We start from the raw sequence: 14,713 nt of genomic DNA on the forward strand, positions 1-14,713 counted from the left end.
TATGAAACACCTACTGAGCTTGCAGGAGCTAAGTCAAGAGCAGATTTTAGGTCTACTCGAGTTGGCCGCAAAAATTAAAAAAACGCCGACCGATTATGCGCAAAGCCTTGCTGGAAAAAGTGTGGTCACCCTGTTTGAAAAACCTTCTTTGCGTACTCGTGTGACCTTCGATATTGGGATTAATCGCCTTGGTGGACATGCAGTTTACCTCGACCAGCAAAATGGCGCCATGGGTGAGCGTGAAAGTGTTAAAGACTTCGCTTCAAATATTACCCGTTGGGCCGATGCCATCGTAGCACGAGTATTCTCACACCAAACCTTGCAAACCTTGCGAGCTCATTCCTCGGTACCCATCGTTAACTCTTTGTGTGACCTGTACCATCCCTGCCAAGGGCTCGCCGATTTTTTAACGATTAGTGAACACTATACGGACTTGAGTAAAGTGAAGTTAGCTTACTTGGGCGATGGCAATAATGTCACTCACTCGTTGTTACTGGGTGGTGCTATTTTGGGGATGGAAGTGGCCGCGGTTTGTCCCTTGGGTTCTAGTCCCGACGCTCAAATTGTACAAACGGCACGCCAATTAGCCAAGGCTCATGGTGGTAAAATCGTGGTGACCGATAAGCTTGATGATATCAAGGGCTATGATGTGGTTTATGGCGATACTTGGGTGTCGATGGGGGATGATACGCCGTTACAGTCAGTCAAAGATCGTTTTATGGCTTATCAAATTAATCGCCAGTTAATGCAAAATTGTGGTATTAAGCATGTATTGCATTGCCAACCAGCACATCGTGAATTGGAAATCACCTCCGAGATTATGGATGGTCCTCAGTCGCTGATTTTCGATCAGGCTGAAAACCGGATGCACGCGCAAAACGCAGTCTTAGTTTCTTTATTAAATTAGTGGATTTTCAGCAATAATTGCTGGACAGAACAAGGAATACCTCAACATGACCGATATTAAAAAAGTTGTTTTAGCCTACTCTGGCGGTTTGGATACTTCAGCCATTATTCCTTGGTTGAAAGAAACCTATAATAATTGTGAGATCGTCGCTTTTTGTGCTGATGTAGGCCAAGGTGAGGAAGAACTCATCGGCTTAGAAGAAAAAGCCTTAGCCTCTGGTGCTTCTGAGTGTCACATCATTGATCTTAAAGAAGAGTTTGTTGCTGACTATATTTATCCAACGATTGCCACGGGGGCCGTGTACGAAGGAACTTATTTACTTGGTACTTCTATGGCTCGGCCAATTATTGCCAAAGCACAAGTAGAAGTCGCTCGTAAAGTTGGTGCCGATGCGGTCTGTCATGGCTGTACGGGTAAAGGCAACGACCAAATTCGTTTCGAAAGCTGTTTTGCTGCTTTAGCGCCTGATTTAACGGTGATTGCACCGTGGCGCGAATGGAGCATGGAAAGTCGTGAAGATTTGCTTGAATATCTTGCCGAAAGAAATATCGCAACCACTGCTTCAGCGACAAAAATTTATAGCCGTGATGCCAATGCCTGGCATATTTCTCACGAGGGTGGTGAGCTGGAAGACCCATGGAACGAGCCAAGCAAAGGCGTTTGGACCTTAACGGTTGATCCGATTGATGCGCCTAACCAGCCAGAGTATGTGAGTCTAAAAGTTGAACAAGGCCGAGTCGTTGCGGTCAACGATGAAGCACTTAGTCCTTACCAAGTGGTCTCGAAACTGAATGAGATTGCTGCTGCTCATGGCGTTGGTCGTATCGACATTACTGAGAACCGTACCGTGGGCATGAAGTCGCGTGGTTGTTATGAAACACCGGGTGGTACGGTGATTGTTGCTGCGCTTCGAGGTATTGAAGAGTTAGTACACGATAAAACCTCGCGCATCTGGCGTGAAACCGTCGGCCAACAAATGGCTCACTTAGTATACGATGGTCGTTGGTTCACACCTTTATGCCAGTCTGTATTAGCGGCGTCGGAGTCTTTAGCGGCAGACGTGAATGGCGAAGTGGTTGTGAAGTTGTACAAAGGGCAAGCACAAGTTGTACAAAAACGCTCGCCAAATAGTTTGTACTCGGAAGCATTTGCAACCTTTGGAGAAGATCAAGTCTACGATCAGAAGCACGCTGAAGGCTTTATTCGTTTATACTCTCTAGCTAGCCGGATCCGCGCTTTAAATAGCAAATAAGTTTGGCCGAAGTATAAGCAAGAAATACCTAGACCTCAGAGGCTAATGGCACTGAGGTCTTTGCAATAATAAATGGAGAGTAAAATGGCATTGTGGGGTGGGCGTTTTAGCCAAGCTGCAGATTCCAGATTTAAGCAGTTTAATGACTCGTTGCGTTTCGATTATCGATTGGCCGAGCAAGATATAACCGGTTCAATTGCATGGTCGAAGGCCTTGCTCAGTGTTGGTGTTCTGAATGCCGATGAGCAAGCGCGTTTGGAAGAGGCTTTACTGGAGTTAGGTAAGCAAGTCGCCGAAAACCCACAACAGATTTTGGGGAGTGATGCCGAAGATATTCACTCTTGGGTTGAAACCCAACTAATTCAACGAGTGGGTGATCTTGGTAAGAAATTGCACACTGGACGTAGCCGTAACGACCAAGTGGCCACCGATTTAAAACTTTGGTGTAAAAGCCAAGGTATTGAATTGTTGGAGCATCTCGATAAGCTGCAACAAAAGCTGGTTAAATTTGCTCGTCAACAACAGCATACTGTTTTACCTGGTTATACTCATCTGCAGCGTGCCCAACCGGTTACTTTCTCTCACTGGGCGATGGCCTATGTTGAGATGTTTGAGCGTGATTATTCGCGTCTGCAAGATGCCTTAAGTCGTTTGGATGTTTGTCCTCTGGGCTGTGGCGCTCTAGCGGGCACCGCCTATCCGATGGACCGCCAGCAAATTGCTAAAGACCTTGGTTTTCGCCGGGCAACCCGTAATAGCTTGGATTCGGTCTCAGATCGTGACCATGTGGTGGAACTGATTTCAACCGCCTCGATTAGTATGATCCACCTATCGCGGATGGCAGAAGATCTCATTTTCTATAACTCTGGCGAATCGGCTTTCTTAGATTTATCCGATCAAGTGACTTCTGGCTCATCGCTGATGCCACAGAAGAAAAATCCAGATGCCTTGGAGCTGATCCGTGGTAAAGCGGGCCGAGTATACGGTTCGCTGTCGGGCATCATGATGACCTTAAAAGCCTTGCCTTTAGCTTATAACAAAGACATGCAAGAAGATAAAGAAGGTTTATTTGATGCTTTAGACACTTGGGGTGACTGTTTAGCGATGGCTGAATTGGTGCTCGATGATATGGATGTGCACGAAGAAACCACCATTGAAGCGGCCAAAGGTGGTTACTCTAATGCCACCGAACTGGCAGATTATCTGGTTGCCAAAGGGATCCCGTTCCGTGAAGCCCACCATATTGTGGGCATTGCTGTGGTGACCGCGATTGAGAAAGGCGTGCCTTTAGAAGAGCTGAGCTTAGCCGAATTTAAAGAGCTCGCACCGGAAATTGAAAACGATGTTTATCCAAACTTGTCTCTTGAGTCCACTTTAGGCAAGCGTCAAGCTTTAGGTGGCGTGGCTCCGGAGCAGGTCGAGCATGCGCTAACTGAAGCTGAAACTCGTTTATCGAAACGCAATGTGAAAGGTCTATACGTTCGCTCTGCACGCATGACCGATTTAGATACCATCGAAGAGATGGTGAATTACTGGTCGCAAGCGGGTGAAAACCTGCCGCGCCCTCGCCCCGAGTTAGTGCAGGCAATCGGTGATTTTACGGTGAGTGAGCAAGCGGGTAAGGTGACCGGTTGTGCTTCACTTTATTTATACGACACTGGCTTAGCGGAAGTCCGCTCTTTAGGGGTGAACCCTAGTGCACAGCGCACGGGGCAGGGGCGAGCAATGGTTCAGCATCTGATGAAAAAAGCCAAGAAAATGGAAATCGAGAAGGTATTTGTATTAACTCGAGTGCCAGAATTTTTCATGAAGCTTGGCTTTAGCCCCACTTCGAAGAGCATGTTGCCAGAGAAGGTGATGAAAGATTGCGATATTTGTCCCCGTCAGCATGCTTGTGATGAAGTGGCTTTAGAGTTTATCCTTGATAACAAGACGCTGATCCATAAGCAAAATGTTGCTTAGATTGAGTCTATATTGAGTACTGCATAGAAGCCTCATCAGTTGATGGGGCTTTTTTTGGGGAAATGATTGGTGAGGTTAGCTAGCAAATTAGAGATTTTTATGGCCAAGTTGGTCAAGCGATTTGCTTGGGGGATTCACGGAAATCTACTCGTCAGCTAAACCAATGAGCAGGGTTTGAACATTCCTACTCATCCCTCTGACAACTAACTCATAGGAGTTATCAATAAGCCTGAATACCTCATGTTCTGCGTCACCACCATCAAAGTACAAACTAATCCAATGGCGCTTATTCATGTGATAACCTCGAGTAATCGAAGGATAAATATCCAATAATGCGTCAATTTGCTCGGGTTGGCACTTTAGGTTGATGCTCATCAATTCATTTTTCCATCCGACCAAGGCAAACATTTTCTTCCTTACCTTGAAGACAGGAACATCAGGTGCAAATGGCAAATCGAGCTCGGCTTCAGGCTTAGATAGCAGGTACTCTCTTAGTTCTTTGTAATCCAAGGTATCCCCCTTATATTGATAAACCAGCAAAATAACCCAAATACTGAGCGCTACATGTTATATCTAGCAGTGTATCTCAACTTGCTTCTCAAGTACTAAGAGATAAGTCTTCTTCCAAAACTACCAAATCTATAGCCGCCTGCCTAATTCAGACGCTTTAAGTAAACAAATGCAAACCAAAGTTTCTAAGATCTTACAGAGTGTAAAATACAAGGTCAGCGCTCAGGTGAGCGTTGTAATTAAATAAGTCTCGCGAGTACTTGATCGAGCAGATATGCATCACAGATGGAGATGTTTAAAGAACCATCGCGGTAAATGTTGTTGCGATAGAAGTGATATTGCTTAGGGCTTGGTTTCGACGGTTCTGAGTATGAGCCCGAGGTCTGATCGATAAGACTTAGCACCTGATGATTTGCGGGTGAATGAACGCCAGTTAGCCACCTGTTGGCAAATTAAGCCAGACCCTTGGTTTGCATTGCGCATGTTGTCAGTTGCTTCACCCTGACAATCGGTGTGTCTCGGTAAGCGCTTAAGCTTCGTCAATGCCAGCGCTATCCATTACTGCTTTAGTACCACTCTAATTTTTTATATCCATCCGGTGTTGCCCAACATGACTAAAAATTCTGGCGCCATCGAGTACCTGAGCATAGGGCATCGGATTATCACAATGTTCTAAGACGTAGTCGGTGAGTTTTTCAATGACGATGTTGAGTAGTAACTCCTGAGTCCATGGCTTGGCTAGGTAGTAGTTCAACCCTCCACGATTAATTGCTTCAATGGTATCGTGAAGTCCCGCTTGACCGGTTAATAGTATTTTTTTTGCTGCCTCGGTATTGGCTGTGTGGTTGAGATCAATGAGAAAGTCGATGCCAAGTTCGTCGGGCATGATATGGTCGGCTAAGATCAGCGCAAGCTTGCCCCCCTGTTGTTCAAAGTCGGTAATTGCCTCGCGTGCTTCGGCGACACTTTGAGCACCATCAATCACGAAAGGTGGACTTAAAGACATGATGTCGTGTAGTACACTGTCAAGTACTTCACGTTCATCATCAACACATAAAATCAGTAGTTGCTGCATGGTGAGACTCCTTAAGTCTTAATTCGGTTTTAGTGGTAAGCTAACAATGAATCGAGTGAATTGTCCGGGTTCAGATTCAACCTCTATCCTGCCATCATGTTGTCCGACAATTTGCTGGCAAACGGTAAGGCCGATCCCTAAACCAAAATTTCCTTCACGCTTGGTGGTAAAGTTCAACTCGAAAATTCTGTCGATAAGTTCTTGCTGCACTCCATCCCCATTGTCTTCAACGGTTACTTTGATAAGGGGCGGTGAGCCTTCAATATATTGGCTTGTTATTAATAGTTTGCCATTGGTGCCCATAGCATCGAGTGCGTTGGCAATCAAATTTGTCCATACCTGTTGTAAAGCGATTGGGTAACAACGATAGATAGGCAACAGGCCATAGTTACATTCCACCTCGAAATGACGTAGCCGATTTTCCAAAATAACTAAGGTTTCAGCTAAGCCTTCATTTAAGTCGGCTAAGACGGGTTGTTCTGGATCTTGACCTGCATAGTGCTTGAGACCTTTCACTAGGCCGGAAATTCGAGATGCGCAAACTTGAATATTACGCAGAAAATTACCGATCTGATGATAGCGTTCGAGCGCACCGATTAGCTCGTTATGGCTGCAGTTGGCTCGACATTCTAAATATTGCTGGCGCGTTTCTGGGTGGTCTAAGCCAATACTCACTGCTTTACGAGCATTGATGGCATCGCCAAACAGCTTGATACAATTTTTACTCCGCTGGCGGATATCGCTGGTGGACATTGGCGTCAGTGTTAAAGCCATTTTCAATAGCCGCTGCCCAAGCATTGTTTGTGAGTGGCTTAAGTTGCCTTCCAATATTTGCGGGAGTTGAGTCGCAATCGTGTCACTCCCTCTAATGATTGCCGCGACCGGGTTGTTAAGTTCGTGGGCGACACCGGAAATTAGTTGGCCTAGTACCGCCATCTTTTCTTTTTCGATCAGCTGTTCATGGGCAGAATCTAGTGAGTCCAAGGTGTTTTGCAAGGTTAGTTTGGTTTGAATACTTTTTTGTAAGCGCCGATTAAAATGCCGCAATAATAAATTGGTGAATAGGGGGAGTAATTGATTACTAGAATCTAGCACTTTGGCAAAGGTGGGTCGGTCGAGTTTGATGACATCGGTCTGCATTGAGGTGATACCACTGGTAAAACCAGGTTCACCAGTAACGAATGACATTCCGCCGACTAAGGAACCCGCTCTCATGCGAGCAACTTCTAATACTTTTCCTTCTTGCTGCTTATTAAGTACGACTTCTCCTTTGGCAATAAACCAAAGAAATTGATTGGCTTTCCCTTCTTGGGTAAGAATATGATTGGCACTATAAGTTCGACATAGGTGATCTTCGTCATTATCTTGAAAGAAAGTATATAGGGCGCTAATTACTTTATCGGATAACTGCTCATCACTCAGCTCAGTGTAATCAAAAAACGTGGCCCGAAATTGAGCCACTTTGGCGGCTAATTGCTTGGCGAGCCATTGTTGCTGAGGGGTGATTAGCGCTGCGACAGGCCAATGTTGCTCGATAGCTTGCAGCAATGTTGTCGAATTAACTTCGGGACCTAAGATTCCGCGTGGCTGAAAACTATTGACCCATTGACATAGTTGTTTTGCATCCGGGAGCTGATTGGCATACAGCAAAATTTGAAAAGTCGATTTATGCTGAGTGATTAAGACTTCTAATTGAGCAATATGGCTGGTTTGCTCGGTCAATAAGGCTAAGTCAATGACGACTAGCCGAAGTCGCTGATCGTTGAATAAAGTTTGTAAAGCTTTAGGGTCACTTATCGTATCTAATTGAGAAAACAGCCAAGGTCTTGTCGGCGCAGCAAATACAGCGGACCAATCTTGTTTGCTTAGTACCAATAAGCGGTATTTTTCGGTCATGGTGATCCACAACTATGTTAGTAGTTAATGATTATAGCCCTGTAAAAACTATGGTTTTGCGAGCTGCTTAATGGTTCGTCATCGTGATTTGGAATAATTGTTCAGCATTTACACAAAATTTGTGGTTTCGCTTGTTTTTTTACTTTGCCTGAGTATAATGGCGCGGCTCACTAAGTTAGTGGCTGAGTTGTTCTCGAACGGCTCATGCAGATAACTCAATTAAGTTGTCTGATAACAGTGCTTCCGATTTGGAAGCAAACGTTACTCGTCGCGCGCACTACCATCCCCAAATATTGGAATTGGATGTTGTTGGTGTGTGTTAGGTTCTTTAATTTTTAATTTGGAGCTCTGTAATGCAGAACCAAAGAATTCGAATCCGCTTGAAAGCATTTGATCACCGTCTGATCGATCAATCTACTGCGGAAATCGTAGAAACTGCCAAACGCACTGGCGCTCAGGTTCGTGGTCCTATTCCACTACCTACTCGTAAAGAGCGTTACACCATTCTTGTATCACCGCACGTGAATAAAGACGCGCGTGATCAGTATGAAATTCGCACCCACAAACGTCTTGTAGACATCGTTGAGCCAACTGATAAAACAGTTGACGCTTTGATGCGCCTTGACCTTGCTGCTGGTGTAGATGTGCAAATCAGCTTGGGCTAAACCTAAGTCTGACTAATAAGAGGTTTTTACAATGATTGGTCTAATCGGTCGTAAAGTTGGAATGACTCGCATCTTCACTGAAGAAGGCGTTTCAATTCCAGTTACCGTAATCGAATGTGAGCCAAACCGCGTTACTCGTGTTATCACTGAGGAAAGCGACGGTTATCGTGCTCTGCAAGTGACCACCGGCGCTAAAAAAGCAAGTCGCGTGAACAAACCAGAAGCAGGTCAATTTGCTAAAGCTGGTGTTGATGCGGGTCGTGGCCTGTGGGAATTCCGTCTAGCTGACGGTGAAGGTGAAGAAGTTGCTGTAGGCGGTGAGCTGAAAGTTGACTTGTTCAATGAAGTTAAAAAAGTAGACGTTACTGGTACATCTAAAGGTAAAGGGTTCCAAGGCGGTGTTAAACGCTGGAACTTTGCAACTCAAGATTTTACTCACGGTAACTCTTTGAGCCACCGTGCTCCTGGTTCTATTGGTCAAAACCAAAGCCCAGGTAAAGTATTTAAGGGCAAGAAGATGGCCGGTCATATGGGTGCAGAGCGTGTTACTACGCAAAACCTAGATGTCGTACGTGTTGATGTTGAACGTAACCTAATTTTGGTAAAAGGTGCTGTACCCGGCGCTACCAATGGTGACGTGATCGTTAAACCTGCTGTTAAAGCGTAACGTTAGGAGATAGTAATGGAATTGGTATTGAAAGACGCCCAAAGCGCTCTTGAAGTTTCCGAAACTACCTTCGGACGTGACTTTAACGAAGCGTTGATTCACCAGGTAGTGACTGCATATGCTGCAGGCTCACGCCAGGGGTCTCGTGCTCAGAAAACACGTTCTGAAGTATCAGGTGGTGGTAAGAAACCATGGCGTCAGAAAGGTACAGGCCGCGCGCGTGCCGGTACAATTCGTAGCCCAATTTGGCGTAGTGGCGGAGTAACCTTCGCAGCTAAGCCTCAAGATCACAGCCAAAAAGTTAACAAGAAAATGTACCGCGGCGCAATCCGCAGCATCTTGTCTGAACTTGTTCGTCAAGAACGTTTGATTGTGGTTGAAAAATTCAGCGTTGAAGCGCCTAAAACTAAAGAATTAGTTGCTAAGTTGAAAGAATTTGACTTGAACGATGTATTAATCGTGACTGGTGAAATTGATGAAAACTTATTCTTGGCCGCACGTAACCTCTACAAAGTAGACGTTCGTGATGTAGCTGGTATTGATCCAGTTAGCTTGATTGCTTTTGATAAAGTGTTGGTAACTGCTGATGCAGTGAAACAAATTGAGGAGTGGTTAGCATGATCAGCGAAGAACGTTTGTTGAAAGTACTAGTAGCTCCACATATCTCTGAAAAGAGCACTATGTCTGCTGAAGCCGATAATACTATCGTATTCAAAGTTGTGAACACCGCAACTAAAGCAGAAATCAAAGCTGCAGTTGAAAAATTATTCGAAGTTGAAGTGACAGGCGTTACTACCTTGAACCTTAAAGGTAAAACTAAACGTCACGGAGCACGTTTCGGCCGCCGTAACGACGTGAAGAAAGCGTATGTCACCTTAGCTGAAGGTTCTGACATCGACTTCACCGGTGCCGCAGAGTAAGAGGAGTTATCTTAAATGGCTATTGTAAAATGTAAGCCTACATCTGCTGGTCGTCGCCACGTTGTTAAAGTGGTAAACACTGACCTGCACAAAGGCAAGCCTTACGCTCCTTTGTTGGAGAGTAAGTCGAAGTCTGGTGGTCGTAACAACCGCGGTGTAATTACCGTTCGTCACATCGGTGGTGGTCATAAACAACACTACCGTTTGATTGACTTCAAACGAAATGATAAAGATGGCATTCCTGCGAAAGTAGAACGTCTTGAATATGATCCAAACCGCAGTGCTCACATTGCTTTGGTATTGTACGCAGATGGTGAACGCCGTTACATTTTGGCACCTAAGGGTGTAAAAGCAGAAGCTAAACTGATGTCTGGTGTTGACGCACCGATTGAAGCTGGTAACTGTTTACCAATGCGCAACATCCCAGTAGGTTCTACTGTTCATGCAGTTGAATTGAAGCCTGGTAAAGGTGCTCAATTAGCACGTTCTGCTGGTGCTTACGCTCAAATTATTGCGCGTGATGGTGCGTATGTAACTCTACGTTTGCGTAGCGGTGAAATGCGAAAAGTATTATCTGATTGTCGTGCTACTTTAGGCGAAGTGGGTAATGGTGAGCATATGTTACGTAAACTTGGTAAAGCTGGTGCAACGCGCTGGCGTGGTGTTCGTCCTACCGTTCGCGGTGTGGTCATGAACCCAGTTGATCACCCACACGGTGGTGGTGAAGGTCGTACATCTGGTGGCCGTCATCCAGTTACTCCATGGGGTGTACCTACCAAAGGTTACAAAACTCGTAAAAATAAGAGTACGGATCAATATATCGTACGCCGTCGTTCTAAGAAATAAGGGGAATCGCCATGCCACGTTCTCTCAAGAAGGGTCCATTCATTGACCTACACTTGTTGAAGAAGGTAGAGAAAGCGGTGGAAAGCGGGGACAAGAAACCATTGAAAACTTGGTCTCGTCGCTCAATGATCATTCCACAAATGATCGGTTTGACCATCGCTGTCCATAATGGTCGTCAGCACGTTCCAGTATTTGTTACCGATGAAATGATCGGTCATAAACTGGGTGAATTCGCGCCAACTCGCACTTATCGCGGCCATGCTGCTGATAAGAAAGCGAAGAAGAAGTAGGAGTTAGATGATGGAAGCTTTAGCTAAACACCGTTTTGCTCGTGGTTCTGCGCAGAAAGCACGCCTGGTTGCAGATCAAGTACGTGGTCTACCAGTTGAAAAAGCACTTGTTACGTTGCAATTCAGCAGCAAGAAAGCAGCAGGACTTGTTAAAAAAGTTCTAGAATCTGCGATTGCTAATGCTGAGCACAACGAAGGTGCAGATATCGACGAGTTAAGAGTTGCCAAAATCTTTGTTGATGATGGTCCAACTTTAAAGCGTATTCGTCCTCGTGCTAAAGGCCGAGCCGACCGTATTATCAAGCGTACCAGCCACATCACTGTGGTTGTATCTGATAACTAGGAGATAAGCAATGGGTCAGAAAGTACATCCTAATGGTATTCGCCTAGGTATCGTAAAGCCATGGAATTCAACCTGGTATGCCGATAAAGGTGAATACGCAGACAATCTTTTTAGCGACCACAAAGTACGTCAATTCTTAACTAAAGAATTGAAAAGTGCTTCTGTTTCTCGCATTACTATTGAACGCCCTGCCAAGAGCATCCGTGTGACTATTCACACTGCTCGTCCAGGTGTTGTGATTGGTAAAAAAGGTGAAGACGTTGAAAAACTTCGCAAGAACGTCGCTAAATTAGCGGGCGTACCTGCGCAAATCAACATCTCAGAAGTTCGTAAGCCTGAGTTAGATGCGAAATTAGTAGCAGATTCTATCTCTAGTCAACTAGAACGTCGTGTTATGTTCCGTCGCGCTATGAAGCGTGCCGTGCAAAATGCAATGCGTCTAGGCGCTAAAGGTATCAAGGTTCAAGTTAGTGGTCGTTTAGGCGGAGCAGAAATTGCTCGTGCTGAATGGTATCGTGAAGGTCGTGTGCCATTGCATACACTTCGTGCTGATATTGATTACTCAACTTCAGAAGCGTTGACTACCTACGGTATCATCGGCGTTAAAGTTTGGATCTTTAAAGGTGAAGTTCTTGGCGGTATGCCAGTGGCTGCAGCTCCTGAAGCTCCTTCTAAGCCGAAGCGCGGTAACAAGCGCAACGCTAAATAGGAGAACCGGGAATGTTACAACCAAAACGAACTAAATTCCGTAAGCAATTTACAGGTCGTAACCGTGGTCTAGGCAAAGGACAAGACGTGTCTTTTGGCGACTTCGGTTTAAAAGCGACTGGTCGTGGCCGTCTTACTGCTCGTCAAATCGAAGCAGCACGTCGTGCAATGACTCGTCACATTAAACGTCAAGGTAAAATCTGGATCCGTGTATTCCCAGACAAACCGATTACCAAAAAGCCACTCGAAGTTCGGATGGGTAAAGGTAAAGGTAACGTAGAATACTGGGTAGCCCAAATTCAGCCAGGCAAAGTCCTGTATGAAATGGACGGCGTAGCAGAAACACTTGCTCGTGAAGCTTTCGAGCTTGCCGCGCGTAAGTTACCTATTAGCACTACATTTGTAACGCGGACGGTGATGTGATGTTAGCTAACGAACTTAAAGATAAAAGTGTTGAAGAGCTTAAAGCTGAGCTACTTAACCTGCTTCGTGAGCAATTTAACTTGCGTATGCAAGCAAGTACTGGCCAATTAGCTCAAACACATTTGCTTAAAAACGTACGTCGCGATATCGCGCGTGTGAAAACTATTCTGAATCAGAAGGCAGGTGCGTAATGAGCGATATCCGTACATTGCAAGGTAAAGTAGTTAGCAACAAAATGGAGAAATCTATTATTGTTGCTATTGAACGCCAGGTTAAACACCCTATCTATGGGAAATATACCAAGCGTACTACTAAGCTACACGTTCATGATGAAGCCAATGTTGCCGCAGAAGGCGATGTAGTGAGCATCAAAGAATGTGCGCCAATCTCTAAGACTAAGTCTTGGACTTTGGTAGACGTAATAGTTAAAGCCTAAATTTAGGTCTTAAACTATAAAAAAGGCTCCTATTTGGGAGCCTTTTTACATTTAACTATATGATTAAAGCGGTAATTATTGTCTTTGCTGCATCAATAACTCATCCCTCCTCAATTTCTGGTGTTGGTTAACTGCAAGTTGTCATCCTCACCGGCACTATCTGTCACAATCTGATTTGTTGTTTAGGGTTATTCGGTTCGATTCATGGGTAAACAAAAGCTAGCCAATCTTCGGAAAGCTAAAACCGGGAGTGTGCGACCGCTGCTGGTAAGTTTATGTTGCATAAACTGCGCATTGCCGCGGTTGTAGGGGTCACGCTACTACTAACGATACTGTATTTGAAAGCAAAGCCCGAACTATACCAGGCGACTTCTACCGTGAAACTGGGCTACTGGCCCGAGGAAATGCTGCTGGTTAAGCATGACCTTGCGTCGCAAGCTACGGGCTCTTTTAATACAGAGCTCGAAATTCTTCGTTCTAAGTTAATCGCTTCTCGGGTCATTGAACAATTGGATTTATTGCATTATTCAGCATTTTTACATCAAGCGATTCAACCCTGGTTTTATTGATGGGAACGACTAAGCCAAGGTCATAGTAATCAGTTGGTTAACACTGGCTTATTGACAAAAGCACAGCTATTGAAGCAATTTACACAGGGTTTAACGATCACTCCTATCGTGACCACTCAAATGGTTAAAATCAGCTTTAGCAGCTGGGATCCTCAACTAGCTCAACAAGTATCTGTGGCAGTGGCAAAAGCCTACATTGATTATCGCCATGCGGTGAGTGAAACAGCTAGCAAGCGTTCTATGGTATGGCTTATAGAGGAATGGAGCCGTGTACCAACGGCAGGGCAGGTTTTGGATCCGCCGTTGCTATTCTCTGGACGGGATCACATGGTATTGATGCGGTGTCTGGGATATATATTAGATCGCTTGAAATACGCAGAGAGCTTGAAGCGCTCGCGGCCACGCATACGGAGAAGCCCAACTTATCGATTGCGCTGTATTATCCGAACCGGTGAGTGGCAGCTAGCAAATTCTTAGCCTGCTTATTGCGGTTTTTACGGCTTTTATTATCAGTTCCCTTGTGGTTTTGTTTAAGCAAACCTTGGCCCAGGGTTTTGCGTGTCGCGAGCCATTGGAGGGAGTGCTGGATGTTGAGGTTATTGCCGAAGTACCTAAACTGAAAGGACGCAATCAGCAGTGGTTTGTGCAAGGTATTAATCCTTGGTTGAATGAGCCCTTAAGGGCATTGCCTGGGAGCTTACAGATGCGTCCCAATGGTGGACAACTGGTATTGTTTTATTCTGCTTTAGAGGGGGAAGGCAAGACGAGTTTAGTGATACAAACTGCTACTGCATGTAGTGAAGTTGAAAAAGTATTGCTGATTGATGCTGATCTACATCGAGCTTCGGCTTCTGTTTGTTTAAACTATTCTTTCGCTTAGCCCAGCTTAACTTATTTATTGGCCAGAACCCATTCAGTTGCACAATCTATTCATCGGGATCCACAACTTGGATTTGATGTATTAAACGCTGGTTTGATTGGGCCAGATTCCGCATCTTTACTAGCATCGAAAAAATTTAGATTACTGCTCACTGGCCTGCGTCAACATTATGATCGCGTTTTGCTTGACACCGGAGCCGTTGCAGGTGTCCGATGCGATGCTCATAGGGGGTCGGTTGATGCGATTTCTTTGGTAATTGAAGCAGAGCGAACCGATATTCAGTCGCTGAAACGAACGCTAAATAAATTTACTCAGGCTGGACTCGAACCTGCAGGAGTGACTTTAAATAAGGTTGCTACTCGGC

At 45.1% G+C, this 14,713-nt stretch carries 19 protein-coding genes; 16 read left to right on the plus strand and 3 right to left on the minus strand.

Annotation, left to right across the window (positions count from 1 at the left end):
* Position 1: 1 nt before the first annotated feature.
* The 3 genes from ACRRSX_RS02560 to argH all read left to right on the plus strand — a co-directional run bounded on the left by ACRRSX_RS02560 (position 2) and on the right by argH (position 4,121).
* On the plus strand, positions 2–907 hold the full coding sequence (locus tag ACRRSX_RS02560) for an ornithine carbamoyltransferase (protein WP_432456111.1): 906 nt from the start codon (positions 2–4) through the stop codon (positions 905–907).
* A 46-nt stretch (positions 908–953) separates the two neighbouring features.
* Positions 954–2,159, plus strand: a complete 1,206-nt coding sequence (locus ACRRSX_RS02565) for an argininosuccinate synthase (RefSeq protein WP_432454767.1) — start codon at positions 954–956, stop codon at positions 2,157–2,159.
* Positions 2,160–2,243: 84 nt separating this feature from the next.
* On the plus strand, positions 2,244–4,121 hold the full coding sequence (argH, locus tag ACRRSX_RS02570) for an argininosuccinate lyase (protein ID WP_432454766.1): 1,878 nt from the start codon (positions 2,244–2,246) through the stop codon (positions 4,119–4,121).
* Positions 4,122–4,265: 144 nt separating this feature from the next.
* Here the strand turns inward: argH and ACRRSX_RS02575 are convergent, their stop codons facing one another.
* The 3 genes from ACRRSX_RS02575 to ACRRSX_RS02585 form a co-directional block, all read right to left on the minus strand.
* Complete coding sequence (locus tag ACRRSX_RS02575; RefSeq protein WP_432454765.1) at positions 4,266–4,631, minus strand: MmcQ/YjbR family DNA-binding protein; 366 nt, start codon at positions 4,629–4,631, stop codon at positions 4,266–4,268.
* 577 nt (positions 4,632–5,208) lie between these two features.
* Positions 5,209–5,706 carry a response regulator gene (locus tag ACRRSX_RS02580; protein ID WP_432454764.1) on the minus strand — a complete coding sequence of 166 codons (498 nt, stop codon included), beginning with the start codon at positions 5,704–5,706 and terminating at the stop codon, positions 5,209–5,211.
* 18 nt (positions 5,707–5,724) lie between these two features.
* A complete protein-coding gene (locus ACRRSX_RS02585) occupies positions 5,725–7,602 on the minus strand; it encodes an ATP-binding protein (protein WP_432454763.1) in 1,878 nt (625 codons plus the stop codon).
* 353 nt (positions 7,603–7,955) lie between these two features.
* Here ACRRSX_RS02585 and rpsJ point away from each other — a divergent pair, with 353 nt between their 5' ends.
* The 13 genes from rpsJ (at position 7,956) to ACRRSX_RS02650 (ending at position 14,349) form a co-directional block, all read left to right on the plus strand.
* On the plus strand, positions 7,956–8,267 hold the full coding sequence (gene rpsJ, locus ACRRSX_RS02590) for a 30S ribosomal protein S10 (RefSeq protein WP_137674375.1): 312 nt from the start codon (positions 7,956–7,958) through the stop codon (positions 8,265–8,267).
* Positions 8,268–8,298: 31 nt separating this feature from the next.
* On the plus strand, positions 8,299–8,934 hold the full coding sequence (gene rplC / locus ACRRSX_RS02595) for a 50S ribosomal protein L3 (RefSeq protein ID WP_432454762.1): 636 nt from the start codon (positions 8,299–8,301) through the stop codon (positions 8,932–8,934).
* 15 nt (positions 8,935–8,949) lie between these two features.
* Positions 8,950–9,555, plus strand: a complete 606-nt coding sequence (gene rplD, locus ACRRSX_RS02600; protein WP_432454761.1) for a 50S ribosomal protein L4 — start codon at positions 8,950–8,952, stop codon at positions 9,553–9,555.
* Positions 9,552–9,854 carry a 50S ribosomal protein L23 gene (gene rplW / locus ACRRSX_RS02605; protein WP_432454760.1) on the plus strand — a complete coding sequence of 101 codons (303 nt, stop codon included), beginning with the start codon at positions 9,552–9,554 and terminating at the stop codon, positions 9,852–9,854. The genes rplD and rplW overlap by 4 nt, the downstream gene beginning before the upstream one ends.
* A gap of 15 nt (positions 9,855–9,869) precedes the next feature.
* Complete coding sequence (gene rplB, locus ACRRSX_RS02610) at positions 9,870–10,700, plus strand: 50S ribosomal protein L2 (RefSeq protein ID WP_432454759.1); 831 nt, start codon at positions 9,870–9,872, stop codon at positions 10,698–10,700.
* A gap of 11 nt (positions 10,701–10,711) precedes the next feature.
* Positions 10,712–10,990, plus strand: coding sequence for a 30S ribosomal protein S19 (gene rpsS / locus ACRRSX_RS02615; RefSeq protein ID WP_026959667.1), 279 nt, complete (start codon positions 10,712–10,714; stop codon positions 10,988–10,990).
* Positions 10,991–11,000: 10 nt separating this feature from the next.
* Entirely contained in the window at positions 11,001–11,333 is a 333-nt protein-coding gene (gene rplV / locus ACRRSX_RS02620) for a 50S ribosomal protein L22 (protein WP_432456110.1), read from the plus strand.
* 10 nt (positions 11,334–11,343) lie between these two features.
* Positions 11,344–12,042 carry a 30S ribosomal protein S3 gene (gene rpsC, locus ACRRSX_RS02625; RefSeq protein ID WP_329775581.1) on the plus strand — a complete coding sequence of 233 codons (699 nt, stop codon included), beginning with the start codon at positions 11,344–11,346 and terminating at the stop codon, positions 12,040–12,042.
* An 11-nt stretch (positions 12,043–12,053) separates the two neighbouring features.
* Entirely contained in the window at positions 12,054–12,464 is a 411-nt protein-coding gene (rplP, locus tag ACRRSX_RS02630; protein ID WP_432454758.1) for a 50S ribosomal protein L16, read from the plus strand.
* A complete protein-coding gene (rpmC, locus tag ACRRSX_RS02635) occupies positions 12,464–12,655 on the plus strand; it encodes a 50S ribosomal protein L29 (RefSeq protein WP_163134083.1) in 192 nt (63 codons plus the stop codon). Before rplP ends, rpmC begins: the two co-directional genes overlap by 1 nt.
* Positions 12,655–12,900 (plus strand): 30S ribosomal protein S17, encoded by a 246-nt coding sequence (gene rpsQ, locus ACRRSX_RS02640; RefSeq protein WP_432454757.1) that lies wholly within the window; start codon positions 12,655–12,657, stop codon positions 12,898–12,900. The genes rpmC and rpsQ overlap by 1 nt, the downstream gene beginning before the upstream one ends.
* Before the next feature lie 275 nt (positions 12,901–13,175).
* Positions 13,176–13,469 (plus strand): hypothetical protein, encoded by a 294-nt coding sequence (locus tag ACRRSX_RS02645; RefSeq protein ID WP_432454756.1) that lies wholly within the window; start codon positions 13,176–13,178, stop codon positions 13,467–13,469.
* A 580-nt stretch (positions 13,470–14,049) separates the two neighbouring features.
* The gene (locus ACRRSX_RS02650) at positions 14,050–14,349 is read left to right on the plus strand and encodes a hypothetical protein (RefSeq protein WP_432454755.1); all 300 of its coding nucleotides are present in this window, start codon (positions 14,050–14,052) and stop codon (positions 14,347–14,349) included.
* Positions 14,350–14,713 lie beyond the last annotated feature (364 nt).

Origin of the sequence: Agarivorans sp. QJM3NY_30, from assembly GCF_050870855.2 — a bacterium.
In the GTDB taxonomy this organism is placed as follows: Bacteria; Pseudomonadota; Gammaproteobacteria; order Enterobacterales; family Celerinatantimonadaceae; genus Agarivorans.